At 54.2% G+C, this 22,789-nt stretch carries 15 protein-coding genes and 1 CRISPR repeat array; of the genes, 7 read left to right on the forward strand and 8 right to left on the reverse strand.

The features are described from left to right. Positions 1 to 6: 6 nt before the first annotated feature. The 3 genes from csy3 (at position 7) to NF683_RS08315 (ending at position 10,564) form a co-directional block, all read left to right on the forward strand. A complete protein-coding gene (gene csy3, locus NF683_RS08305; protein ID WP_253921714.1) occupies positions 7 to 1,062 on the forward strand; it encodes a type I-F CRISPR-associated protein Csy3 in 1,056 nt (351 codons plus the stop codon). 3 nt (positions 1,063 to 1,065) lie between these two features. After that, positions 1,066 to 1,635, forward strand: coding sequence for a type I-F CRISPR-associated endoribonuclease Cas6/Csy4 (cas6f, locus tag NF683_RS08310; RefSeq protein WP_253921715.1), 570 nt, complete (start codon positions 1,066 to 1,068; stop codon positions 1,633 to 1,635). Positions 1,636 to 1,764: 129 nt separating this feature from the next. Beyond that, a CRISPR array of direct repeats spans positions 1,765 to 9,414; the repeat unit is 28 nt; unit sequence GTGCGCTGCCGCCCAGGCAGCTCAGAAA. A gap of 343 nt (positions 9,415 to 9,757) precedes the next feature. Continuing rightward, positions 9,758 to 10,564, forward strand: coding sequence for a mechanosensitive ion channel family protein (locus tag NF683_RS08315; RefSeq protein ID WP_253921716.1), 807 nt, complete (start codon positions 9,758 to 9,760; stop codon positions 10,562 to 10,564). A gap of 81 nt (positions 10,565 to 10,645) precedes the next feature. On the opposite strand, the gene NF683_RS08320 is transcribed toward NF683_RS08315, so the two are convergent. Both NF683_RS08320 and NF683_RS08325 read right to left on the reverse strand, forming a co-directional pair. Then, entirely contained in the window at positions 10,646 to 10,948 is a 303-nt protein-coding gene (locus NF683_RS08320; protein WP_089039990.1) for a hypothetical protein, read from the reverse strand. Positions 10,949 to 11,313: 365 nt separating this feature from the next. After that, positions 11,314 to 11,937, reverse strand: a complete 624-nt coding sequence (locus tag NF683_RS08325) for a hypothetical protein (RefSeq protein ID WP_089039989.1) — start codon at positions 11,935 to 11,937, stop codon at positions 11,314 to 11,316. A 471-nt stretch (positions 11,938 to 12,408) separates the two neighbouring features. Here NF683_RS08325 and glnA point away from each other — a divergent pair, with 471 nt between their 5' ends. The 3 genes from glnA (at position 12,409) to glnG (ending at position 16,660) form a co-directional block, all read left to right on the forward strand. Next, positions 12,409 to 13,815 (forward strand): glutamate--ammonia ligase, encoded by a 1,407-nt coding sequence (gene glnA / locus NF683_RS08330; RefSeq protein WP_089039988.1) that lies wholly within the window; start codon positions 12,409 to 12,411, stop codon positions 13,813 to 13,815. A gap of 359 nt (positions 13,816 to 14,174) precedes the next feature. After that, positions 14,175 to 15,233, forward strand: a complete 1,059-nt coding sequence (gene glnL / locus NF683_RS08335; protein ID WP_089039987.1) for a nitrogen regulation protein NR(II) — start codon at positions 14,175 to 14,177, stop codon at positions 15,231 to 15,233. Next, positions 15,230 to 16,660, forward strand: coding sequence for a nitrogen regulation protein NR(I) (gene glnG, locus NF683_RS08340; protein WP_089039986.1), 1,431 nt, complete (start codon positions 15,230 to 15,232; stop codon positions 16,658 to 16,660). The genes glnL and glnG overlap by 4 nt, the downstream gene beginning before the upstream one ends. Before the next feature lie 79 nt (positions 16,661 to 16,739). Here the strand turns inward: glnG and NF683_RS08345 are convergent, their stop codons facing one another. The 6 genes from NF683_RS08345 to NF683_RS08370 form a co-directional block, all read right to left on the reverse strand. Then, positions 16,740 to 17,588 carry a ChaN family lipoprotein gene (locus NF683_RS08345; protein ID WP_253921717.1) on the reverse strand — a complete coding sequence of 283 codons (849 nt, stop codon included), beginning with the start codon at positions 17,586 to 17,588 and terminating at the stop codon, positions 16,740 to 16,742. A gap of 12 nt (positions 17,589 to 17,600) precedes the next feature. Then, positions 17,601 to 17,777 carry a DUF6435 family protein gene (locus NF683_RS08350; RefSeq protein WP_193061179.1) on the reverse strand — a complete coding sequence of 59 codons (177 nt, stop codon included), beginning with the start codon at positions 17,775 to 17,777 and terminating at the stop codon, positions 17,601 to 17,603. 180 nt (positions 17,778 to 17,957) lie between these two features. Beyond that, on the reverse strand, positions 17,958 to 18,470 hold the full coding sequence (locus tag NF683_RS08355; protein WP_089040959.1) for a YqiA/YcfP family alpha/beta fold hydrolase: 513 nt from the start codon (positions 18,468 to 18,470) through the stop codon (positions 17,958 to 17,960). Positions 18,471 to 18,475: 5 nt separating this feature from the next. After that, on the reverse strand, positions 18,476 to 18,610 hold the full coding sequence (locus tag NF683_RS08360) for an entericidin A/B family lipoprotein (RefSeq protein WP_089039984.1): 135 nt from the start codon (positions 18,608 to 18,610) through the stop codon (positions 18,476 to 18,478). A 942-nt stretch (positions 18,611 to 19,552) separates the two neighbouring features. Beyond that, positions 19,553 to 20,092: a phosphatase PAP2 family protein gene (locus tag NF683_RS08365; RefSeq protein ID WP_253921718.1), complete on the reverse strand. Its 540-nt coding sequence runs from the start codon at positions 20,090 to 20,092 to the stop codon at positions 19,553 to 19,555. Then, positions 20,055 to 21,290: a glycosyltransferase family 4 protein gene (locus NF683_RS08370; RefSeq protein WP_089039982.1), complete on the reverse strand. Its 1,236-nt coding sequence runs from the start codon at positions 21,288 to 21,290 to the stop codon at positions 20,055 to 20,057. Before NF683_RS08370 ends, NF683_RS08365 begins: the two co-directional genes overlap by 38 nt. 473 nt (positions 21,291 to 21,763) lie before the next feature. On the opposite strand from NF683_RS08370, the gene NF683_RS08375 reads away from it, so the two are divergent. Continuing rightward, positions 21,764 to 22,765: a porin gene (locus tag NF683_RS08375; RefSeq protein WP_089039981.1), complete on the forward strand. Its 1,002-nt coding sequence runs from the start codon at positions 21,764 to 21,766 to the stop codon at positions 22,763 to 22,765. The last annotated feature ends 24 nt before the right edge of the window (positions 22,766 to 22,789 follow it).

Raw genomic sequence — 22,789 nt, forward strand, 5'->3', positions numbered from 1 at the left:
AACGACATGGCCAAGAATGACACGCTTAAAACTGCATCCGTTCTCGCTTTTGAACGTAAACTCGATCCGTCTGATGCGCTGTTCCGTGCTGGTAACTGGGAAGACCGCGCTCAGGCTACGCAATGGGCTTTTGTTCCAGTTCGCGAAAAATCAGTACGGGGTACCATCTCCAATCGACTTAAAGCGAAAGATCAAGACCCGCTAAAGCTCGATGCCGCCATCGAAAATCCCAACCTGCAAACGGTAGATGTTGCGACGTTGCCACATGATGCCGATACCCTGGCGGTTCGCTTCACGTTGAGGGTTCTGGCGGGAGCCGGTACACCTTCCGCCTGCAATAATGCCGAATACCAGAAAAAGCTGGCACAGACAATATCTGGATATGTTAACGAACACGGCTTCGATGAGTTGGCCCATCGTTACGCCTGCAACCTCGCCAATGGCCGCTTCCTTTGGCGTAATCGCATCGGTGCCGAGGAGGTTGAAGTCGTCGTTAGCAAGATGAAAGAGGGGCAGCCTGAAAAGACATGGACTTTCAATGCGCTTGAACAGTCTACCCGTGACTTTACCGGTGACGCTCAGACCCGTGAGCTAGGGGCGACCATTGCCCAGGCGTTGGCAGGCAAGCAGTACCTCCTGCTTGACGTCGTTGCGTTCGCCCGTATTGGTGCTGGCCAGGAAGTGTTCCCGTCGCAGGAGTTGATCCTTGATCGCTCTCGTGGCGATAAGAGCAAGACGCTCTACAGTATCGGTGACGGTGATCACAAACAGGCCGCCATCCATTCTCAGAAACTCGGTAATGCCCTGCGCACCATCGATACCTGGTACCCGGCACCAGAAGACAGCAGCCATCTAGGCCCGATCGCCGTCGAACCATACGGCTCGGTCACCACTCAGGGGGCTGCTTACCGTCAGCCCAATCCGGGTAAAGGAAAAGAGAAATTAGATTTCTACAACCTGTTGGATAACTGGCTGTTGAAAGACCAAGTTCCATCCGTAGATCAGCAGCACTTTGTGATGGCAACTCTGATCCGTGGCGGTGTGTTCGGCGATGCGGGGTGAGCCATGGATCACTATATCGATATCCGTTTAAGGCCCGACCCGGATTTTCCAGAGCCGATGTTAATGGGCGCGCTTTACAACAAGTTGCACCGGGCGCTTTTCGACCTGGAGGCCAATGATATTGGCGTCAGCTTCCCAGGTCATAAGCATGGTATCCGAGCGCGAACGTTAGGCGACCACCTGCGTTTGCATGGCCCACATACGCGGTTGAAGCAACTGATGGGCGCTGACTGGCTAACCGGTATGCGCGACCATACACAAGTCAGCGAGCTGCTTGCCGTGCCTGAAGGAGCGAAGCATATCAACGTGGCGCGCAAACAGTTCAATACGGGCAGCCCAAGCCGCGCAAAACGCTACGCTAAACGGCATAACATCTCAGAAGATGAGGCACGGCAGATCTATGCCAAATTGGCTGAACGGCGTATAGAGCTACCCTTTGTACAGATCAATAGCCGTTCTACCCAGCAGCGATTCAGCCTGTTTATAGAACATAGCAAACCTCATGAAAACGCGGTGGTAGGAGCGTTTAACCACTACGGCTTAAGCCCAAACGCAACCGTACCATGGTTTTGACTCTTTTTTTCAGTATGAAAATAGGCAACCAATAATCAAGCACTTAGCGGTGTCGCTCAAAAAAGGGTGATACCGCTTTTTTTGGCTAAAGCTCTTTAACAATCAGCACATTAATTTTGATATGCTCTAGTGCGCTGCCGCCCAGGCAGCTCAGAAAAAAGAGGGCAGCCAGCACCACGCCGAGCACGCGTGCGCTGCCGCCCAGGCAGCTCAGAAAACATTGATTGGGATCGGCGGCATCCACTTAAGGTGCGCTGCCGCCCAGGCAGCTCAGAAAAATGCGAGTGAGGCAAATGTCAGTATCAGCGCGTGCGCTGCCGCCCAGGCAGCTCAGAAAAGCTCATGCGGTACCCCCGATCCATGCTGTAAGTGCGCTGCCGCCCAGGCAGCTCAGAAAGGTCAATGCCGAGCGATAGCCATCCTCATTGTGTGCGCTGCCGCCCAGGCAGCTCAGAAACGCGCGTCATCAAGCAAGACGGCTGGAAAGAGGTGCGCTGCCGCCCAGGCAGCTCAGAAAGTGGGTTTCACAGTGGGCGCGTTTCGTCTCGAGTGCGCTGCCGCCCAGGCAGCTCAGAAATTATTCACCGGCTCCGTGAAGGCAAAACCTTTGTGCGCTGCCGCCCAGGCAGCTCAGAAACGTAGCCACCCCAGTCGGTGGTAACGCCCTGGGTGCGCTGCCGCCCAGGCAGCTCAGAAAAGCCGCGCTCTTGCATGATGGTAGCGCAGTGGGTGCGCTGCCGCCCAGGCAGCTCAGAAAGACATGGCTGCCGCTCACGCCCAGATCGTAGAGTGCGCTGCCGCCCAGGCAGCTCAGAAATGCGCATAGCCCTTGGCCTTAAGAACCTCGCAGTGCGCTGCCGCCCAGGCAGCTCAGAAAAGCGAATCAAGAGTTCGAGCGTCACCCTGAAAGTGCGCTGCCGCCCAGGCAGCTCAGAAAGCGAGTTCTTTCAATTTACCAGCGACACAGAAGTGCGCTGCCGCCCAGGCAGCTCAGAAAAGTTTGCAGAGTGTACGCCGGAAGAGGAGGAGGTGCGCTGCCGCCCAGGCAGCTCAGAAAACGGTCATAGGCAATCACCAGCGGATCGGCAGGTGCGCTGCCGCCCAGGCAGCTCAGAAATCAGGCTTATTTTTTTACGCGAGAAATAACGAGTGCGCTGCCGCCCAGGCAGCTCAGAAAGAAGGTTTCTGACGACACCAACCGCCAGAACAGTGCGCTGCCGCCCAGGCAGCTCAGAAAGATCGCATGGTTGGCCGCTTCGAGATCCCAATGTGCGCTGCCGCCCAGGCAGCTCAGAAAACGGACGGGAGCTCATTGGTCTAGCGCCCAACGTGCGCTGCCGCCCAGGCAGCTCAGAAATGCTGCATTGAACGGCGTTCTTTCTTGGCGGCGTGCGCTGCCGCCCAGGCAGCTCAGAAAATTCCTAAACAAGGGAGCCACGTGTTTAGACTGTGCGCTGCCGCCCAGGCAGCTCAGAAAGTAGCGCCCAGGTATTGTCTCGTTTGATCTAGGTGCGCTGCCGCCCAGGCAGCTCAGAAATGTTCACACTGGCTTAGCCAACGCCAATGACAGTGCGCTGCCGCCCAGGCAGCTCAGAAAAGAAATAGAGTCAGCAGAGACGCCGTAAAGGCGTGCGCTGCCGCCCAGGCAGCTCAGAAATAAAAGACGAAAAAGGCGTCGTGATGGCGGTGGTGCGCTGCCGCCCAGGCAGCTCAGAAAACATCGCCGCGATGGTGGTGCGTAGGCGCATAGTGCGCTGCCGCCCAGGCAGCTCAGAAAAACTCGCTTTCGCAAACAGTTAAATCGGCCCAGTGCGCTGCCGCCCAGGCAGCTCAGAAATGATCAGCGAAACACAATCCCTACATCCATTGGTGCGCTGCCGCCCAGGCAGCTCAGAAAATACCGCCGCGTGCAACAATGCTGGCGTTTAGGTGCGCTGCCGCCCAGGCAGCTCAGAAATGGTCGCTGATCTGGTAGATCAACTTAGGACCGTGCGCTGCCGCCCAGGCAGCTCAGAAATCGTATATCTCTATAGGGCTATAAATCGCAGCGTGCGCTGCCGCCCAGGCAGCTCAGAAAATTGCGGAATTGGTAATGGTTCACAAAGGCAGGTGCGCTGCCGCCCAGGCAGCTCAGAAATAGCTGCTGAGGCAGACGGCAACGCTAAGCGAGTGCGCTGCCGCCCAGGCAGCTCAGAAAGCTTGCACTACGTGCGTATGACGCCCGCCCGGGTGCGCTGCCGCCCAGGCAGCTCAGAAAACTTCCACCGGCTCACCTGGGGCGAGCTTGCGGTGCGCTGCCGCCCAGGCAGCTCAGAAAAGCACGATAACGCGGGGCTTCACCTTAGCCGCGTGCGCTGCCGCCCAGGCAGCTCAGAAAGTTAACAGCGAGCATCTGTACATCCTCAAAAGGTGCGCTGCCGCCCAGGCAGCTCAGAAATGCAATGAGCCAGAATCGTAGATGATCAGCTCGTGCGCTGCCGCCCAGGCAGCTCAGAAATAGGCATGAACGGCGAAATTCTCTACGCCCAGGTGCGCTGCCGCCCAGGCAGCTCAGAAAAGAGCAAGCATGGTGAAAACAAATGAACAGCCGTGCGCTGCCGCCCAGGCAGCTCAGAAAATGGCTGCGCACAATTTAACGGCGGTCGCTAAGTGCGCTGCCGCCCAGGCAGCTCAGAAAACCCCCAAAACGCCACACAGCGCCCCACGCCGGTGCGCTGCCGCCCAGGCAGCTCAGAAAAGCACGCAAATCGGGCAGGCCATCCGCATCGAGTGCGCTGCCGCCCAGGCAGCTCAGAAAATCGCGGGATCGCGGGCAATGGCTTTGTAGGCGTGCGCTGCCGCCCAGGCAGCTCAGAAAATCGCGGGATCGCGGGCAATGGCTTTGTAGGCGTGCGCTGCCGCCCAGGCAGCTCAGAAAAGCTTCACTTTTGGTAACCTCCAGAATATCCCGTGCGCTGCCGCCCAGGCAGCTCAGAAAAAAGGCTATGTAGAGGCGGTGGCGGATGCTTAGTGCGCTGCCGCCCAGGCAGCTCAGAAAAGTGAGCTGCTTGCCCCTACGCTGATCCTAGAGTGCGCTGCCGCCCAGGCAGCTCAGAAAACGATGAGGCGCGACGCTTCTCGTATATGCTTGTGCGCTGCCGCCCAGGCAGCTCAGAAAAGCATGTCTAAAGAGCGCCCGATCTTATTCAACGTGCGCTGCCGCCCAGGCAGCTCAGAAAACCGCCATTATTCAGGTGATCGAGCGGGCGGCGTGCGCTGCCGCCCAGGCAGCTCAGAAAAAGCAGATCAGGGATAAGCGCATCGAGATCATGTGCGCTGCCGCCCAGGCAGCTCAGAAATGACAGGGATAGCGTCCCGCCCGCGCCAGCATGTGCGCTGCCGCCCAGGCAGCTCAGAAAGAGCATAGCTTCGGCTAGCCGTGTGGGGTGGCGTGCGCTGCCGCCCAGGCAGCTCAGAAAACTGGCTCAGGCTGGAAAATACCGTCGTTCTGGTGCGCTGCCGCCCAGGCAGCTCAGAAAAGACGGCAGGCGCTGCACTGGGCGGCATGCCTGTGCGCTGCCGCCCAGGCAGCTCAGAAATGCACGTTAAATCACTGACGGGAACTCACTGAGTGCGCTGCCGCCCAGGCAGCTCAGAAAAAGACCTCCCGCCTAAGCACTAATACTCAAGCGTGCGCTGCCGCCCAGGCAGCTCAGAAATGTATCATCTCGGTCGATGGCAAGCGCAAGCCGTGCGCTGCCGCCCAGGCAGCTCAGAAAATGAGCATATTGTTAACGGCTGCGATGTTGGTGTGCGCTGCCGCCCAGGCAGCTCAGAAAGAACGATGAGTTTGACCCCGGCGGTGCCGAGAGTGCGCTGCCGCCCAGGCAGCTCAGAAAACTAGCGCCCGCTGGCGTGGTGGTTATGTATAGTGCGCTGCCGCCCAGGCAGCTCAGAAAAGTCGCTGCGAGCTGTAATTCGCAGACACTAGGTGCGCTGCCGCCCAGGCAGCTCAGAAACGCTCATCCGCCTTCTGCCGCAGCGCTATCTGGTGCGCTGCCGCCCAGGCAGCTCAGAAATGATACGCCGCGCTGGCGGCTATCGACACGACGTGCGCTGCCGCCCAGGCAGCTCAGAAAAAATCATCGTGCAAGACGAATGAAAGTTGGCCGTGCGCTGCCGCCCAGGCAGCTCAGAAATCGATAGCGCCCTGCACTTCTTCGCTTGTACCGTGCGCTGCCGCCCAGGCAGCTCAGAAATTGTTGGATGCCACCCTCATATTGACCGACAAGTGCGCTGCCGCCCAGGCAGCTCAGAAATGGTTCGGAAATCATAGCTGTTGCTAAAGAGTGTGCGCTGCCGCCCAGGCAGCTCAGAAATCAGCCGCCACCGCTAAGCGCCTGCTAACAAAGTGCGCTGCCGCCCAGGCAGCTCAGAAAAATATGGCGAGATACTCAGCAAATTCGATCAAGTGCGCTGCCGCCCAGGCAGCTCAGAAAAGTGCGGCATGCCATAGTGTTCCGTTTTTCGTGTGCGCTGCCGCCCAGGCAGCTCAGAAATGTCGTATCTGCAGCGTTCCGTGTATACCAACGTGCGCTGCCGCCCAGGCAGCTCAGAAACTGACGACACGAGCGAGAATAGCGCTCGCTATGTGCGCTGCCGCCCAGGCAGCTCAGAAAGCCATCAACCAGCAGTCCATAGCGAGCCAGCGGTGCGCTGCCGCCCAGGCAGCTCAGAAAACACGATGGGCATTTGTCCGGCCCTGCTTTGAGTGCGCTGCCGCCCAGGCAGCTCAGAAAGCCGCGTAATGATGGAGAGTGAATATGGAATGGTGCGCTGCCGCCCAGGCAGCTCAGAAATGGTGATGCCTTGCCCCTGTGCTGGGGCTTTCGTGCGCTGCCGCCCAGGCAGCTCAGAAAAAGGTGGATGACAGCATTCTGGCGGATTACGAGTGCGCTGCCGCCCAGGCAGCTCAGAAAATTTCTGGAATTGAAGGCCCAAAGCGCATAATGTGCGCTGCCGCCCAGGCAGCTCAGAAAGCGAAACTCAGCGGTGGCTACCCATTTCCCTTGTGCGCTGCCGCCCAGGCAGCTCAGAAAACTGGTTGCCCAGTAAAACCAAGCCAGAAAAAGTGCGCTGCCGCCCAGGCAGCTCAGAAAACCACAGACGCCATCGGTGAGCGCCCTACCTAGTGCGCTGCCGCCCAGGCAGCTCAGAAAAAGTTGGTGACCGATGGCCTGACAGAAAGCGAGTGCGCTGCCGCCCAGGCAGCTCAGAAAAATATGGCGAGATACTCAGCAAATTCGATCAAGTGCGCTGCCGCCCAGGCAGCTCAGAAAAGTGCGGCATGCCATAGTGTTCCGTTTTTCGTGTGCGCTGCCGCCCAGGCAGCTCAGAAATGTCGTATCTGCAGCGTTCCGTGTATACCAACGTGCGCTGCCGCCCAGGCAGCTCAGAAACTGACGACACGAGCGAGAATAGCGCTCGCTATGTGCGCTGCCGCCCAGGCAGCTCAGAAAGCCATCAACCAGCAGTCCATAGCGAGCCAGCGGTGCGCTGCCGCCCAGGCAGCTCAGAAAACACGATGGGCATTTGTCCGGCCCTGCTTTGAGTGCGCTGCCGCCCAGGCAGCTCAGAAAGCCGCGTAATGATGGAGAGTGAATATGGAATGGTGCGCTGCCGCCCAGGCAGCTCAGAAATGGTGATGCCTTGCCCCTGTGCTGGGGCTTTCGTGCGCTGCCGCCCAGGCAGCTCAGAAAAAGGTGGATGACAGCATTCTGGCGGATTACGAGTGCGCTGCCGCCCAGGCAGCTCAGAAAATTTCTGGAATTGAAGGCCCAAAGCGCATAATGTGCGCTGCCGCCCAGGCAGCTCAGAAAGCGAAACTCAGCGGTGGCTACCCATTTCCCTTGTGCGCTGCCGCCCAGGCAGCTCAGAAAACTGGTTGCCCAGTAAAACCAAGCCAGAAAAAGTGCGCTGCCGCCCAGGCAGCTCAGAAAACCACAGACGCCATCGGTGAGCGCCCTACCTAGTGCGCTGCCGCCCAGGCAGCTCAGAAAAAGTTGGTGACCGATGGCCTGACAGAAAGCGAGTGCGCTGCCGCCCAGGCAGCTCAGAAATGCGGGGTCGCCGTAGAGTATCCAGCGGTCTAGTGCGCTGCCGCCCAGGCAGCTCAGAAAATTAGCATAATACCAGCGAATAGCCTTGCCTAGTGCGCTGCCGCCCAGGCAGCTCAGAAAGAAAGCGCCGGTCGCAGTGACGCCGTGCTGCAGTGCGCTGCCGCCCAGGCAGCTCAGAAAGCATCGGCAGCGTTATCTCTATTTCGCGCTCGGTGCGCTGCCGCCCAGGCAGCTCAGAAACTAGCAACCCTTGCATATCCTGCGTAAAGCCAAGTGCGCTGCCGCCCAGGCAGCTCAGAAATTGTCGACGGTGTAGATGATCGCGAACAGGTCGTGCGCTGCCGCCCAGGCAGCTCAGAAAGCAACACACGGCCTAATTGTTGTACGAATAAAGTGCGCTGCCGCCCAGGCAGCTCAGAAAATGACTAATTTGCAGCACAGCGACCGGCGAACGTGCGCTGCCGCCCAGGCAGCTCAGAAAAAATCGATCAAATGTTCTCAGATGATCATGGCGTGCGCTGCCGCCCAGGCAGCTCAGAAAGCGAAAAACTAGCTCAAGCAAAGGCAGGCGGCGTGCGCTGCCGCCCAGGCAGCTCAGAAATAGACGATGGCAAGGTGTGGGCCGCTGACGAGGTGCGCTGCCGCCCAGGCAGCTCAGAAACTGGGGCGCTGCTGAGGCTGAACCGTCGTTGTGTGCGCTGCCGCCCAGGCAGCTCAGAAATGCGCAAGATCGAGATCAAAGCAACGCAAGAAGTGCGCTGCCGCCCAGGCAGCTCAGAAATTGATGAGCAAAGCGCGGTAGACAGCTACCTAGTGCGCTGCCGCCCAGGCAGCTCAGAAAAAGCCCTAAATGAATTAAACGCCCTGGCCAACGTGCGCTGCCGCCCAGGCAGCTCAGAAAAACAAGATCCTGATGCTCTACATCGACAGCGTGTGCGCTGCCGCCCAGGCAGCTCAGAAAATAGCCCCGGTGGCAGCAGTTGCGGCGGCGGTGTGCGCTGCCGCCCAGGCAGCTCAGAAAGTTCGGGTGAGCGTGGTGTGTTCCGTTACAATGTGCGCTGCCGCCCAGGCAGCTCAGAAATGCTCGGTCTTAACGATGTCATAGCCGTAGAGGTGCGCTGCCATCCAGGCAGCTCAGAAAACCACCGAATACATCCACGTCACGCCTGAATGGTGCGCTGCCGTCCAGGCAGCTCAGAAAAAAAGCTGCCGGGTTTCATTCAGATCCTGGGCGTGCGCTGCCGCCCAGGCAGCTCAGAAACGGCAATTTCTTTGTGGTTGGCGACCGCAATCGTGCGCTGCCGCCCAGGCAGCTCAGAAAAACCTTGGCACGGCGCGTAGGGCCATGCCTGCGTGCGCTGCCGCCCAGGCAGCTCAGAAAATTGATTCACTGGACTACATCGATCCTGAAGGGTGCGCTGCCGCCCAGGCAGCTCAGAAATCGCTTAGCTGGTTGGCCTATCTTCCCACCGCGTGCGCTGCCGCCCAGGCAGCTCAGAAACTCACGCAGGGGCTTTTTAATGCCCTGAAGATGTGCGCTGCCGCCCAGGCAGCTCAGAAATATGAGGCAGCTCAAGACATTGCTCAGCTTGCATGCGCTGCCGCCCAGGCAGCTCAGAAAAGAAATGCCCCGCTTGATGAGCGAGGTGGCCAGTGCGCTGCCGCTCAGGCAGCTCAGAAAGTTTCGGAATCCGATTCGGCTAGTTCAGGTACGTGCGCTGCCGCCCAGGCCGCTTTGGTGCTACCTGAAACTGGTATCGCTGTGCAGTGCTTTCGCGGGTGCGCTAACGCTTACACCGCGCTACTCGAAATGTGCATTACCTTCATTAATTAGTAAGTTGGATGTTGCCGTCTAGGTAATTCAGCGCTCAACCGTTGTGAATACTCTCTCAGTTTCGGCGTCATCCGCACGATGGTGCTTTAATTGTTAAATATGGTGAGGAAAAGAGTGTTCCAAAATAAAACTGCTTTAACATAATGATTGCTGTGTGTGTCGGTAACTGCCATCTAGAGGATATTACGTCATGGAAAACTTTCTTGAGCAATTTGGGGCTTATGTTCCTTTGATCATCAATGCCGTGAAAGCATTGTTGGTGTTGATTGTGGGCTGGATTGTCGCAGGGGTAGTCAGCAGCTTAGTGCGTAAGCGGGTGAATGCGATACCGCGTATAGATCCAACGCTGGGCAACTTTCTTGCAGCCTTGGTGAAGTGGGTCATTCTGCTGGTTGTATTTATTACGGTACTGGGTCTGTTTGGTATTCAGGCTACTTCGCTGGTTGCTGTGTTGGGGGCTGCCACGCTGGCTATTGGCTTGGCGTTGCAGGGCACGCTCAGTGATTTAGCGGCGGGGTTTATGCTGATTGTGTTTCGTCCTTACAAACTGGGTCAGTTTGTGGATATTGGGGGCACATCCGGTACGGTTAAGGATCTTAACCTGTTCGTGACGGAATTAGTGACGCCTGACAACGTGCAAATTATTGTGCCTAATGGGCAGGCTTGGGGGGCTATTATCACTAATTTCTCTCATCACCCGACACGCCGTGTCGATCTTGTGTTCGGGATTGGCTATGACGATGATGCTGATCTGGCCATGGCGATCATCAGCGGCTTGGCGGAGGCTGACAGCCGTATCCATGGTGACCCGGCACCTTGGGTAAAAGTCACTAACCTGGGTGCCAGTAGTGTGGACCTTACCGTGCGGCTTTGGGTCGATGCGGCGGATTATTGGGATGTGAAATTTGATATGACGAAAGCTGTCAAAGAAGCCTTTGATAAGCAAGGTGTTTCAATACCTTACCCACATTCGGTAGAAATTCAGAAAGCGGGGTAAATTTTTCCGTTGATACGGCTTGGTAAGGCGCGCCCTTTAAAGGGCGCGCTTTGCTTTCGTAGTTTGTGATGGCGGTTACTCTTAATCGTCCTCGTCCCAGTGTTCCATCGCGCGTTTGTCATCGGGAAGTCGGACGATGTCGCCTACGTTAAGCTTGTGGTGGGAGTCGTGGTGGTGCCCGTGTCGGTCAAGAATGGCGGCAACGCTGCCGATGCTGACGGCATCTTCATCACGATAGGCTTCTACTTTTACCCGCACAATGCGGCCTAGATAACGGGCGGAGAGCATGGCGCCTGGGTAGGGCGGAGTGTGGTCGGGGTCATTCTTAAAAAACTCTACAACGCTTGCGCTGCCAGGTTCGTCCCATTCGATATGCTGATGCATTGTCAGTGTCCTTTTGTTGAGCGGTATCAGATAGCGTGATGTTTAAGTGTAGTGTGCGTTGGTGTGATAGAGCCAATCACTGCTGAAGCATGGGGATGTCGTGAATCCGCTGCACTCACATTCGCTGGTTGGATAGCTTTGTCTTCAAAAGAACAAGTCTTCAAAAGAACTTGTGTTCAACAGCCGTGGGGGTAATACCTTTCTGTGTGCTGTTTTCACGTTGGTTAGTGCATTAACCGATTCTTGCCGATGGTATTGGCTTATTCGTGTTGAATAGTATGGTTAACACTATGACGGCGGGGGCAGTGCTATTGGGCAAGCATTTGAGCGTTTAACCAACAGGAGATCCTAAGCCATAAGAGACGTTAAGTATCCGTATGCGAGTTGGGAGGTGGCCGGTAGGGTTTGTTACTCCTTGATGGCGAGTCTCGGGTAAGCCCTGATGTTTCTAGGCTGAAGGTTTGTAAACGGGTAGGGCATGCATAAAGGCGCTGTAGTAAATCAGCAAGCGCTGCTTCATCTAGCTCTGGGTCTAAGCCCCCCAACCGTTCTAGCCACGTGCGCCTGATGGCGATGTAGGGAGGAACAGCGACGCCTGCGCCTAAAAAGCACTGGAGTAAGCGTTCGGATAAGCGGGGTGGTTCGCTGCCAATCAAAAGAGCATCCAGCGTGTACGTGTCTAGCTGGGGATAAAGTAAACACCATAGTTTGGCTGTTAGCGCCCGTTGCTGCATTGCAATCAGCAACCAATCAGCTTGGCTGAGATATGCGGCTTGATTGATCCTTGCGCCCAGTGGCTGGGAAGGGGTAACAAGAAAGTGCGCGCGGTAGCGTTGCTCAATGTCCGGCACGCGTGGATCGGCGGTGGCGCTGGTCACGATAATGGGAAGTGTGTGGTCTGCAAAGCCTGTTTGGCGAATAGCGCGCAGGTGACGTGGTAAAAGGGCACCTGTGACTGACGCATCAACAATAAAGCAGACCGTGCCCATGTGAGTGGCTTCCTGTGTTGTGAAACCTGTTTGTTATTAAATCTATCTGTTTGTAATCAATTGTAGGTGTGAGTTTCTTTTGGTATCAAGCTAAAGTTTACAGTGATGAGGAAAATAATAGATGCTTGATATGCACCATGTTGGTGCTTGCGGGTCTCTGGCTGGTCTTTATTGGTGCGTTTTTCTGAGCTAGGTGGCTTTTTAGGGCTAAGTTCGTTCTTTCGCAGAGCATTATGCTACATGAAGAAGCGCAGTATTTTATTTTTTATCTTTTGTAAAACAACTGCTTGTTGTTTTTTTATGCCATATTGGTGCAGAGTTGGCATGTTCCGTGCTTGGTATTAGGCAGCGGCTAGCGGGTCGTAGGCAGATGCCTCTCGGCGTGCTACAACGATAGCCGGTTTGTTTAATAACTCTTTTATCGGTAGCTTACTGTCACAAGCTTAAGCCACGTTCATACCGGAGGACACTATGTCAGCCAAGACTCTCGCGCTAATCGAAGAACATGATGTTAAATGGGTAGATCTGCGTTTCACCGACACGCGCGGTAAAGAGCAGCACGTCACCGTACCGGCACGGGACGTGGATGAAGAGTTTTTCGAAAATGGTCAGATGTTCGATGGTTCCTCTATCGAGGGCTGGAAAGGCATCAACGAATCCGACATGATTCTTCGTCCTGAAGATGGCACTGGTTTCCTCGACCCCTTCACCGAAGACGCTACCCTGATCCTGCGTTGCGATATCATCGAGCCTGCCACTATGCAGGGCTATGACCGTGACCCGCGTTCTATTGCCAAGCGCGCAGAAGCTTACCTGCAGTCCACCGGCCTGGGCGACACCGCCTTCTTTGGCCCTGAGCCTGAGTTCTTCATTTTCGACGAAGTCCATTGGAAATCTGACATTCAGGGTTCCATGTACAAAATCACCTCTGATGAAGGCGCTTGGGCGACCAGTAATCAGGTAGAAGGTGGCAACTTGGGGCACCGCCCGCGCGTTAAAGGCGGCTACTTCCCGGTTCCCCCGGTTGATAGTTTCCATGACATGCGTGGTGCAATGTGTAACACCCTGGAAGCGATTGGCCAGACCGTTGAGGTTCACCACCACGAGGTTGCTAACGCGGGTCAGAACGAAATCGGCGTTAAATTCAACACGTTGGTGAAGAAAGCTGACGAAGTTCAGGAAATGAAATACGTGATCCACAACGTGGCTCACGCTTACGGCAAAACCGCTACGTTCATGCCGAAGCCGCTGGTAGGCGACAACGGGTCTGGTATGCACGTACACCAGTCGTTCTGGAAAGATGGTCAAAACCAGTTCGCGGGTGACGAGTACGCTGGGCTTTCCGAAATGGCGCTTTACTACATTGGCGGTGTGATCAAACACGCCCGTGCTCTGAACGCCTTCACGAACGCGTCTACTAACTCGTACAAGCGTTTGGTGCCAGGCTTTGAAGCGCCGGTTATGTTGGCCTACAGCGCTCGTAACCGTTCTGCCTCTATCCGTATTCCGTATACCGCCAGCCCGAAAGGTAAGCGTGTTGAAACACGTTTCCCTGACCCGACTGCTAACCCTTACCTAGCGTTCGCGGCGCTGCTGATGGCGGGTATCGACGGTATTAAGAATAAGATTCATCCTGGCGATGCCATGGATAAGAACTTGTACGACCTGCCGCCAGAAGAAGGTAAGTCAGTACCGACCGTTGCCAACAGCCTGGACCAAGCGTTGGAAGCACTCGATGCAGACCGCGCGTTCTTGACCGAAGGTGGCGTGTTTACTGATGATATGATCGATGCATACATCGACCTCAAGATGGAAGAAGTGGAGCGCATTCGCATGACCACTCACCCGATTGAGTTCGATATGTACTACAGCTGTTAAGAGCGATTGCTAAGCACAGCAGCTAGTACCACTCCCTCGGGTGTGACTGGCCTAAAACCCCGCTTCGGCGGGGTTTTTTTATACCACTGAATAGTGAGACGAAGAGGTCTGTTTGCAAGGGGAGAGCGCTGTCTGCGGCGCCGCACTGATGCGGTGAGTATTTTTATTGATGATGAGTCATGCGCACTATAATGGTGCAATAAGTGACAGGCTGACCGCTCGGACTGCGCTATAACGGCACGCTACATCCCCGCCCCCTGCTCATTAGCCGTGCAAGTGGTCAATTGGCGCGCTTTTTGCAGTTTCTCTTTCATACGCTCGATAACGCTATTTTTTACAGCGACGCTTCAGGATACGCCATGTACCAGCGCTTACTTGAACACCTCACCACCGCAGTCTTACTGCTAGACGGTGAACTCCGTGTTCGTTGGATGAACCCGGCAGCGGAAGCGTTGCTAGCGGTGAGTTTTAGCCGTGTGCAGGGCATTAGTTTAGACACGCTGTTAGGGGGCGATGAGAGTATTGATGATGTCCTCGCTAAAGCGCGGGATGCCTTTCATCCCTATACCCAACGCGAAGCACGTATTACGCCGCTGAATAGCGAGCCATTAACGGTGGACTACACCGTGACCCCGCTTTCAGCCGATGAACTATTACTCGAAGTAGAGCCCCGTGATCGGCTGATGCAGATTTCCCGGGAAGAAGCGCTGACCACCCGGCAAGAGACCATCAAAGTGTTGGCGCGGGGCTTGGCTCATGAAGTTAAAAATCCCTTAGGCGGGATTCGCGGTGCAGCCCAATTATTGGAGCGCGATCTGGACGATCCTGCACTACGTGAATTCACCCATATTATTGTGGAAGAGGTGGATCGGCTGCGAGATTTGGTCGACTCCATGTTGGGCCCCAATCGCATCGTCAAACATGAGCCGGTCAATATCCATAAGGTGTTAGAGCGGGTGCGAGCACTGCTGATTGCCGAGCATCCGCATGTGGAGATCCGTCGTGATTATGACCCGAGTTTGCCGGATCTTTCTGGCGATGAATCTCAAATGATCCAAGCGGTGTTGAATGTGGCACGTAACGCGGTACAGGCCATGAGTGATGCAGCAACGCCTTCGCCGGAACTTATGCTGCGCACCCGCGCGCGGCGCCAATTTACGCTGGGTGCTGAACGCCATCGTTTAGTCAGTGAAGTGGGGGTTATTGATAATGGCCCTGGCATACCTGAAACGTTACGTGAAACGCTTTTCTATCCCATGGTTTCTGGGCGCGCTGAAGGTAGCGGCCTGGGGCTATCAATTGCTCAATCGATTTTGCACCAACATCAAGGATTGATCGAATGCGACTCACGCCCAGGGCATACCGAATTTCGTTTACTGATTCCATTGGTTGTTAATTTCACCGGAGAAGCGTCATGACTGAGGCGACACAAACCGATGTAGCACGAGTGGTTATTGTCGATGATGACCGCGCCATCCGTTGGGTATTAGAGCGGGCCTTAGCGCAGCCAGACCTGGATGTAGAGTGTATTGAACGCGCCGATACCGCGCTGGAGCGATTGTTAGAAAATCCACCGGATGTGCTGGTGACTGACATTCGTATGCCCGGCATTGATGGGCTGGATTTAATGTCCCGGGTGCGTGATGCACACCCTGACCTGCCGGTGATTGTGATGACCGCGCATTCGGACCTCGACAGTGCCGTGGCGTCTTACCAAGGGGGCGCCTTTGAATACCTGCCGAAACCCTTTGATGTGGACGAAGCGCTGGCGCTGGTGCGCCGTGCGGTCGCTCATGCAAGAGAGCGTCAGCGCCCGGTCAGCGTACCGGAAGGGTTGAGTGCTGAGATTATTGGTGAAGCACCCGCTATGCAGGAAGTGTTTCGCGCCATCGGGCGGCTTTCCCACTCCCACATCACGGTGTTAATTAACGGTGAGTCTGGCACTGGTAAAGAGCGTGTTGCTCAGGCGCTCCATCAACATAGCCCGCGAGCGGGCAAGCCGTTTATTGCGCTGAACATGGCGGCGATTCCCCGGGACTTGATTGAGTCCGAACTATTCGGCCATGAGAAGGGCGCGTTTACAGGGGCAGCGCAACAGCGCCAAGGTCGCTTTGAACAGGCTAACGGCGGAACGCTGTTTCTCGATGAAATTGGTGACATGCCCGCTGAAACGCAAACGCGCTTGCTGCGTGTGTTGGCGGATGGTGAATTCTATCGTGTGGGCGGCCATACGCCTGTAAAAGTCGATGTACGTATTATTGCCGCGACCCATCAGAATCTGGAATCGTTGGTTGACGATGGGCGGTTTCGCGAGGACTTGTTCCACCGCTTAAACGTGATTCGCGTTCATCTGCCGCGCCTTTCCGAACGTCGGGAGGATATTCCGCGTTTAACGCGTCATTTCTTAGCGGAAGCTGCCAAAGAGCTGACCACCGATATCAAGGTGTTAACGCCCGAAGCAGAAGCGCATCTTACCCGTTTGCCGTGGCCGGGTAATGTTCGTCAATTAGAAAATATTTGCCGTTGGCTAACGGTCATGGCTTCCGGCCGCGAAATTCTCATTGAGGACTTGCCTCCAGAACTGCTCTCGGTCAGCGCTTCTGAAGGTAGTGTTTATGGCGATTGGCGTTCCGCGTTCAGGGATTGGGCTGACCACGCTCTGGCAGAAGGCCATACCCATCTGCTGGAAGAAGCCGTGCCGGATTTTGAGCGCATTCTGATTGAAACGGCGCTGAAACATACCGGTGGGCGCAAAGGGGAAGCTGCCGAATTGCTCGGCTGGGGGCGCAATACTCTTACCCGTAAATTGAAAACGCTGCTGCCTGCGCTGGCAGATGATGCCTAACCGACCCTTCTTTTAACAAATAACCTGTTAGCGACCAATCTATTCGCAACCCATCTATTCGCAACCAATCTGTCAGCGGTTACTCCGCCGCTGGCAGTACAAAAACAGCATCTGCTAATGCAGAGTCGGGTGACTCGCAGGTTTCTGTTGACCAGGGCAGTAAGCTGAAGGTGTGATCTATCCCCAGTCCATCAAGTTGGTGGGGCACACCATCTTGGTAAATTACATGGCCTAAACCCATTAAGCCAACGGCCAATTTGCCCTCCAAGGCGGCGTCAGCCAGCTCTTCAGCCATCGCGACATCCCAGCTAAGTTGGGCCTGTAAAAAGCGTTTCAGCATAGCGGGGTCGTCGTCACCCATTGCATGCTGGTCAAATACCTCTTTTAAGCGCCTTTCATAGCCAGCGCTTGGCGGTAACGGTGCAGGTATATGGTGTCGCTGGTCGGCAGGCACGCTGCTGAAGCCGTCACGAGCTAAGCGCTGACGCAGCTCGGGAGTGATGTTTAGGGCGATCAGAGGAATCTGTTGAACACGCGCGAAATGGAGAATGGGTAAGTAAAGATCAGCATCAAACCCCCAGTTCTCCTCCCAGCCGGACTGTTCCAACAGCGCTTCTTCGGATAACAAGCCCGCAACCCAATCATCGAGTGCGGGTTGCGCTTCCCGGGGCAGCATTTCTAACCCGATGACCATATCGTCACGCAGTGCGTAAAGCCCCGCTAGGGTGTGCAACTGCCAGCGGTGGTGGTCAACGTCATCATGCTGCTCGCCCAATAGGACAACCTGGTGCTGTATTGCTTGGGCTAAAACAGCGCTGTTAGCAACGACATGTTGCGATTGCCACCACTGGCCAGGAAGAGGGCAGCTGGCATGGGCCACTAAAGGTAGCCAGCCTAGAGTCATGGCAGCGATGAAATGGTGGCGCATGGGCGTTGTGTCCTAGCGTTCTTCTGCTTTAAGGCGATTGATCTCAGTCAGAATAGCTTCTGCTTCTTCCGTCAATGTGGCGTTAGCTCTCATGTCACCATTGCGCGAAGCTTGCATTGCGGCCTGTAATTTACGCTCGTAATCTTGCTGAAGTTTTTTCTTGGGATCGCGTTTAAATAGACCAAGCATGAGTATTCTCCTGTTGTTTGTACATCATTTGTATAGCTTTGCTTGGCGTATGTCGACTATTTGTTGTAACACTTCGTTAGCAGAAGTACGTTTGCGGTCCATGTTGAGCTAAATAGCGCGGCTTTAAGAGCGTTATTTTCAAAGGCATGGTTTTTAAAGAGATAGTTTTTAAAGACATCGCTATTGAAGACACAGCTCTAAAAACCGCTCGAAATCGGAAAGTATTGTATCGAGACTGTTCTGCAGGCGATGGTCATCGTCAATCATGCGTAGTGAAAGTCGCTGACAGCGGGCATGTTCAATGACTGGGCCTGGCGGTACGACATCATCTCGCCAGCCATGAATGATATGCGTGTGTTGTGCTTGCAGTGTGATTGAGGTTTGCGGGTAATCTGGCAAACCAAGAGCAGGGGCTAATAAAAAACAACCTAACACAGGTTCCTGGGCACTCACCGCTGCACTTAACCATCCGCCGAGACTGGAACCCGCTAAAACACAGTTAGCCAGTGTGTCGTTGCGTTCGTCAATCACGGCAAGTAAATGCGCTAAACGCTCCTGCGGCTCTTTTAAGCCACGGTAGTCCATGACGACGGGTTCGCAGTTCTCAAACTGCTCAGCAACCCCTTTTAGCGCTTGCACCTTCAGGGCACCAGGCCCGCTTTCCAGGCCGTGTGAAAGGTAAATCGTCACCATGGCCATTAGCTACTTGCGGAGCGCTGAATAGCTTCGCCGCCTCGTTCAATATCTTCGCCTGCGCCGCGAATAGTGTTGCAGCCACTTATGAGCAGAAGTGTCACCATCATCAATAAACTGATCGCCATTGCACGCTTCATCGAAGGAATCCTCATCAACTGGGCACTTGTAGAGCGGTTTTAGCTACGCTGTCATTAAAAATAATCGTTGCAGGCAGTTGGTGCCATCAATTTCCCATCGTTTGAGCGCTGGCTGGCCGTGTGATTTTGTCGCATGTGTCAGTTTTAGCCATGAAATAGCGGCGTTTATCTCTTAGCCTGGTATTGCGGTTAGTTTTTAAGATATTGTTTTTGATATGTTTTGTTGTTAAAAATGGCACTTGGCCTATTGTCTGCAATAACCTGACTACAGCCGTAGTGTTGTTACTCTAATTTTTAAGTGGAATTAATCGCCAAAAACGCTTCGCAGCAACGTTAGCCACAATGAGTAAACAAGCGTGAGCAGGCTAATAGGTAATTAGGGAAGGCATGGAGCCATATTAGCAAAAGGATGTGAAAGGACATTTAGCCTGCTCACCCTTATCAGTGTAAGGAAACGCTGATCATCACCGCCAGGGAACAGCATTGATGCAAAATCACCATCTCGTGAAAGCGAGGTGGTTTTTTTGCGTCAATTAATTGTTTTTAACACTTTGATTCTTATGTATATTTAACTTTTCCATATTTTTTGAACAACTTTTGTATCATTAAGCGTGACATTTTGGTCTATCCTCTGGTGTAAACCAAAATGTAGCGGTTAGAAGACGTCAACGTCGCAGCCGCACACTTCCAGGGACAAGCGCTATGGCGATGGTATTGATGTTATGCATGTTTGTGCTGTTTCTAGGGTTTTCGGGAGTCGGTCTTTATATGATGTTCAAGACATCGTTTATGACCACAATAGAGGATCGTGACGATATGCCTCCCGATATGTAGATAATTAAAACAATAGATAGTTAATCGACAATACCAAAAGCCACCTGCGTCCACGTTGGTGGCTTTTTGCTTTTATTGATACGGCGTTGAGCGGCCAACCGCAGAGGGTTATCCCATCCAATAAAGACTCAGTAGCGCAAAGCCATAGCCCATGGCTGCGCCAGCAACGACATCGCTGACATAGTGCAGCCCAAGCCCCACCCGCGAAATGGCAATCAGTAAACTAAGGGGAATCACAATAGGTAGCAACCAGGGGGTATGAGCGGCGACCAACACGCTAAACATCACCGCATGCATGGTGTGACCACTGGGGAAGCTGTATTTGTCTCGGGCAGGTTCGCCACAGTGGACGCCACCGAGGTAGGTGATGAACGGACGTTCGCGACACAGCCGCGTTTTTACCAACTTATAAATAGCGACTGCAAACAGTGCGATGGCGCTGTACTGCATGATTCGCCAAGCACCGTTAGGCTGTAACCAGGGCTGTGCAGCGATTAATAATACCCAGACAGGCCAGTCTCCCAGCTTACTTGCCGTTTGCAGCGTTAGCCGCCAGGGGCGATAAAGCGATAGGTGTGTTACCCGTTGGCAAAGCTGCCATTCAAAGACATCAAGACGATCGAATACGACAAGCGGACGCGGACGCATGGTGAGCCTCCTGGGCGTTTTGTAAATAGCGTAAGAACTGCTCTGCGATTCCCGGCCAGCTTTGCTCTAGCGCGCGTAGGCGGGCGGTTCTACCTAGGCGGGCGTAGTCAGCAGGGTGCTGGCATAACGCGACGGCAGCCTGTTGAAAGGCAAGCGTATCGCCAGGGGGAACGGTGATGCCGTTGTGCCTGCTTTGGATCAGCTCAGCGCTGGCGGCGTGGTGATAGGCCACGACTGCCAGCCCGCTGGCCATGGCTTCAGTCACCACATTTCCCCATGTTTCTGACTGAGAGGGGAAAATAAACATATCGGCACTGGCATAGTGGCGTGCTAGTGCCTGTTTATTCACAAAACCGGTGAAATGAGCATCTGGTAGCGCTTTTTGTAACTGAGCGCGGCCTGGGCCATCGCCAACAATGACGTGTGCCATATCGGGGCGTACGTCACTCATGGCCTGCAGCGTTTCTTGCAGTAACGCGAGGTTTTTTTCTGGAGCTAAGCGGCCCACATACAGCGCAACAGGTTGATGTTCGCTAACCCCCCACTGTTCGCGTAGGGTGTCGTCGCGGTGGGCTGGGGAAAATATATCGCCATCAATGCCGCGTGAGAGTACCTTTACACCGCGGATATCCTGAGCGCGTAGCGCTTCAGCCTGTTGTTGAGTGGGCACAAGGGTAAGGTCGCAGCCGTTATGGAAGTAGCGTAAATATCGCCGCGTGGCGGCAGCTAGCCAGGAAACCCCGTAGTCATGGCAGTAGTGATCGAAATTAGTATGCCAGCCAGCCACTAAAGGTATGTTCAGTTGGCGTGCAGCCTGTCGAGCTGCCCAGCCCAGCGGGCCCTGGGTTGCCAGATAAATAGAATCGGGACGATGCTTCTGCCAGAAACGGCGAAGTTTTGAAGGTCTGGCAAGGCCAATCTGCACAGCGTTATAACCCGGTAGCGCTAACCGCCGAACCTGAAGCTCTTGGGACGGTTCTTGGTAGGGTTCTTGATACTGTTCTTGAGACGGTGCTTGAGAAAGCCCTTGAGAACGCTCTTGAGCAACATTGATGGCGCTGGCAGCCATGCTTGGTTTAGGGCGAATAACATCCACTGTTACCCCCAACCGAGTGAGTTCACGACATAGCCTATTTAAGGTATGCGCAACACCATTTATTTCTGGTGACCATGTTTCGCTAACGATACAGAGTCGCATGGGCGATCCATCCCTTTATCACGTTTTTACTCACTATTTCATTCACTATTTCATTGACTATGCGTAGCGACAGTGACACTGCCAAGACAGCCTGGTGAACATGGGATGACAGGCCACCATTTTTAATGGTGAAGCCGCTAGTGAATGGTGATGTCGTAGCAGATCAAGATGTCGATTAGGTTGCATTTTTATAGTTATCAAAAAAAGCGCTAAAAAATAAAACTTTAAGAAGAATGACATATATCGGTTTTAAGGTAGCTGACGACGAGGTAAACATATCCTCGATTGTGCCTTCGCAATGCGCAATTAAAAGCTCGGTAAGCAGCTTAAACATAATTTTTCGATTTTTATGACGACCCTTTTCTGACGAATCTTGGGTTGAAAAGAAATTGAATTAGAAGACTTCGGTATCTGAATTCTCTTGTAACTAAAAGTGCTGATAACAAGCGCTAACTACTTTAATGGGATCAATCATGTTTAAAAAGGCGACACTTGCTCTAGCTATTAGTGGTTTGTTGGGTGCCTCTGCGGCTCAAGCAGCGGTGGTATATGACCAAGACGGCACGACGCTAGATATCTACGGCCGCATCGCTATGGGGTTTGAAGGCGGTGGTGAAAAAAATGGCGTTGATAATGGCGAAGAGTTCCGTAATTTTGGTTCTCGTTTGCGCTTTACGGCAGGCCATCAAATCAACGCTGACCTGCGCGCGTTTGCACGGGTAGAGTGGCGTTTTACTGGGGATGAGCGCAGCCGCCCGGGCTTTGACGAAGTGCGTAATAGCTACCTTGGTCTCGAGAGTAAGCAGTACGGTACGTTCATGGCGGGTAACTATAACAGTTACTACGATAACTACGTGATGACACCGTTCGATGTTTATGTAGAGCGTGGCTATGAATTTGCCGGCGGTGGTCTTCAGGCGCGTGGCGACTCACTTGGCTATAAAACGCCTGAAATCAACGGTTTTCAGGCTGTTTTCTCAGCAAAACACTTTTCTGAGCGTGGCCTCACTGAAGCGCAGCAGTCTAGCGAAGGTAGCGTTATCGCCACACAAGGTGGCGTCGTTTACGCGACTGGCCCCTTACGTTTAGCACTCGGTTATGTAGAAGATTCCGTGCGTGGCGGTGGCAACGGTGAAACACGTTTTGGTACTACGGCCGAGTACGACATTAATGACGCTTTCTCTGCGCGTTTAGGTTATGAAACCCGTGGTGATAACGATAAGCGAGGAGGCGGTTTCGACACAGTAGGCCTAGGTGGTAGCTTTGCCACCGGCGCTTGGACCTTCTATCTCGATTATTACAACATTGACGTAGACAACGCTGATAAGGATCGCGATGCTTGGGCCGCTGCGGCGCATTACGATGTTTCTAACAATTTTGATGTGTTTGTCGAGCTAAATGATGCTAATAAAGATGCCAATAATAACTTCGAAGATGATCTGTATTATGCAGTAGGTGCTCGCTATCACTTTTAAATGATAAATAGCTTCCTTAGCGTT

The sequence above is a fragment of the Halomonas sp. MS1 genome (genome assembly GCF_024182575.1).
Lineage (GTDB): Bacteria > Pseudomonadota > Gammaproteobacteria > Pseudomonadales > Halomonadaceae > Vreelandella.

Bases quoted from the DNA above. Each gene is read 5' to 3' on its own strand.
- cas6f (WP_253921715.1), top strand. From the start codon at position 1,066: ATGGATCACTATATCGATATCCGTTTAAGGCCCGACCCGGATTTTCCA.
- NF683_RS08375 (WP_089039981.1), top strand. From the start codon at position 21,764: ATGTTTAAAAAGGCGACACTTGCTCTAGCTATTAGTGGTTTGTTGGGT.
- NF683_RS08325 (WP_089039989.1), bottom strand. From the start codon at position 11,937: ATGGGCACGGTCTGCTTTATTGTTGATGCGTCAGTCACAGGTGCCCTT.
- NF683_RS08370 (WP_089039982.1), bottom strand. From the start codon at position 21,290: ATGCGACTCTGTATCGTTAGCGAAACATGGTCACCAGAAATAAATGGT.
- NF683_RS08345 (WP_253921717.1), bottom strand. From the start codon at position 17,588: ATGCGCCACCATTTCATCGCTGCCATGACTCTAGGCTGGCTACCTTTA.
- glnL (WP_089039987.1), top strand. From the start codon at position 14,175: ATGTACCAGCGCTTACTTGAACACCTCACCACCGCAGTCTTACTGCTA.
- NF683_RS08360 (WP_089039984.1), bottom strand. From the start codon at position 18,610: ATGAAGCGTGCAATGGCGATCAGTTTATTGATGATGGTGACACTTCTG.
- NF683_RS08355 (WP_089040959.1), bottom strand. From the start codon at position 18,470: ATGGTGACGATTTACCTTTCACACGGCCTGGAAAGCGGGCCTGGTGCC.
- csy3 (WP_253921714.1), top strand. From the start codon at position 7: ATGGCCAAGAATGACACGCTTAAAACTGCATCCGTTCTCGCTTTTGAA.
- glnG (WP_089039986.1), top strand. From the start codon at position 15,230: ATGACTGAGGCGACACAAACCGATGTAGCACGAGTGGTTATTGTCGAT.
- NF683_RS08320 (WP_089039990.1), bottom strand. From the start codon at position 10,948: ATGCATCAGCATATCGAATGGGACGAACCTGGCAGCGCAAGCGTTGTA.
- glnA (WP_089039988.1), top strand. From the start codon at position 12,409: ATGTCAGCCAAGACTCTCGCGCTAATCGAAGAACATGATGTTAAATGG.
- NF683_RS08350 (WP_193061179.1), bottom strand. From the start codon at position 17,777: ATGCTTGGTCTATTTAAACGCGATCCCAAGAAAAAACTTCAGCAAGAT.
- NF683_RS08315 (WP_253921716.1), top strand. From the start codon at position 9,758: ATGGAAAACTTTCTTGAGCAATTTGGGGCTTATGTTCCTTTGATCATC.
- NF683_RS08365 (WP_253921718.1), bottom strand. From the start codon at position 20,092: ATGCGTCCGCGTCCGCTTGTCGTATTCGATCGTCTTGATGTCTTTGAA.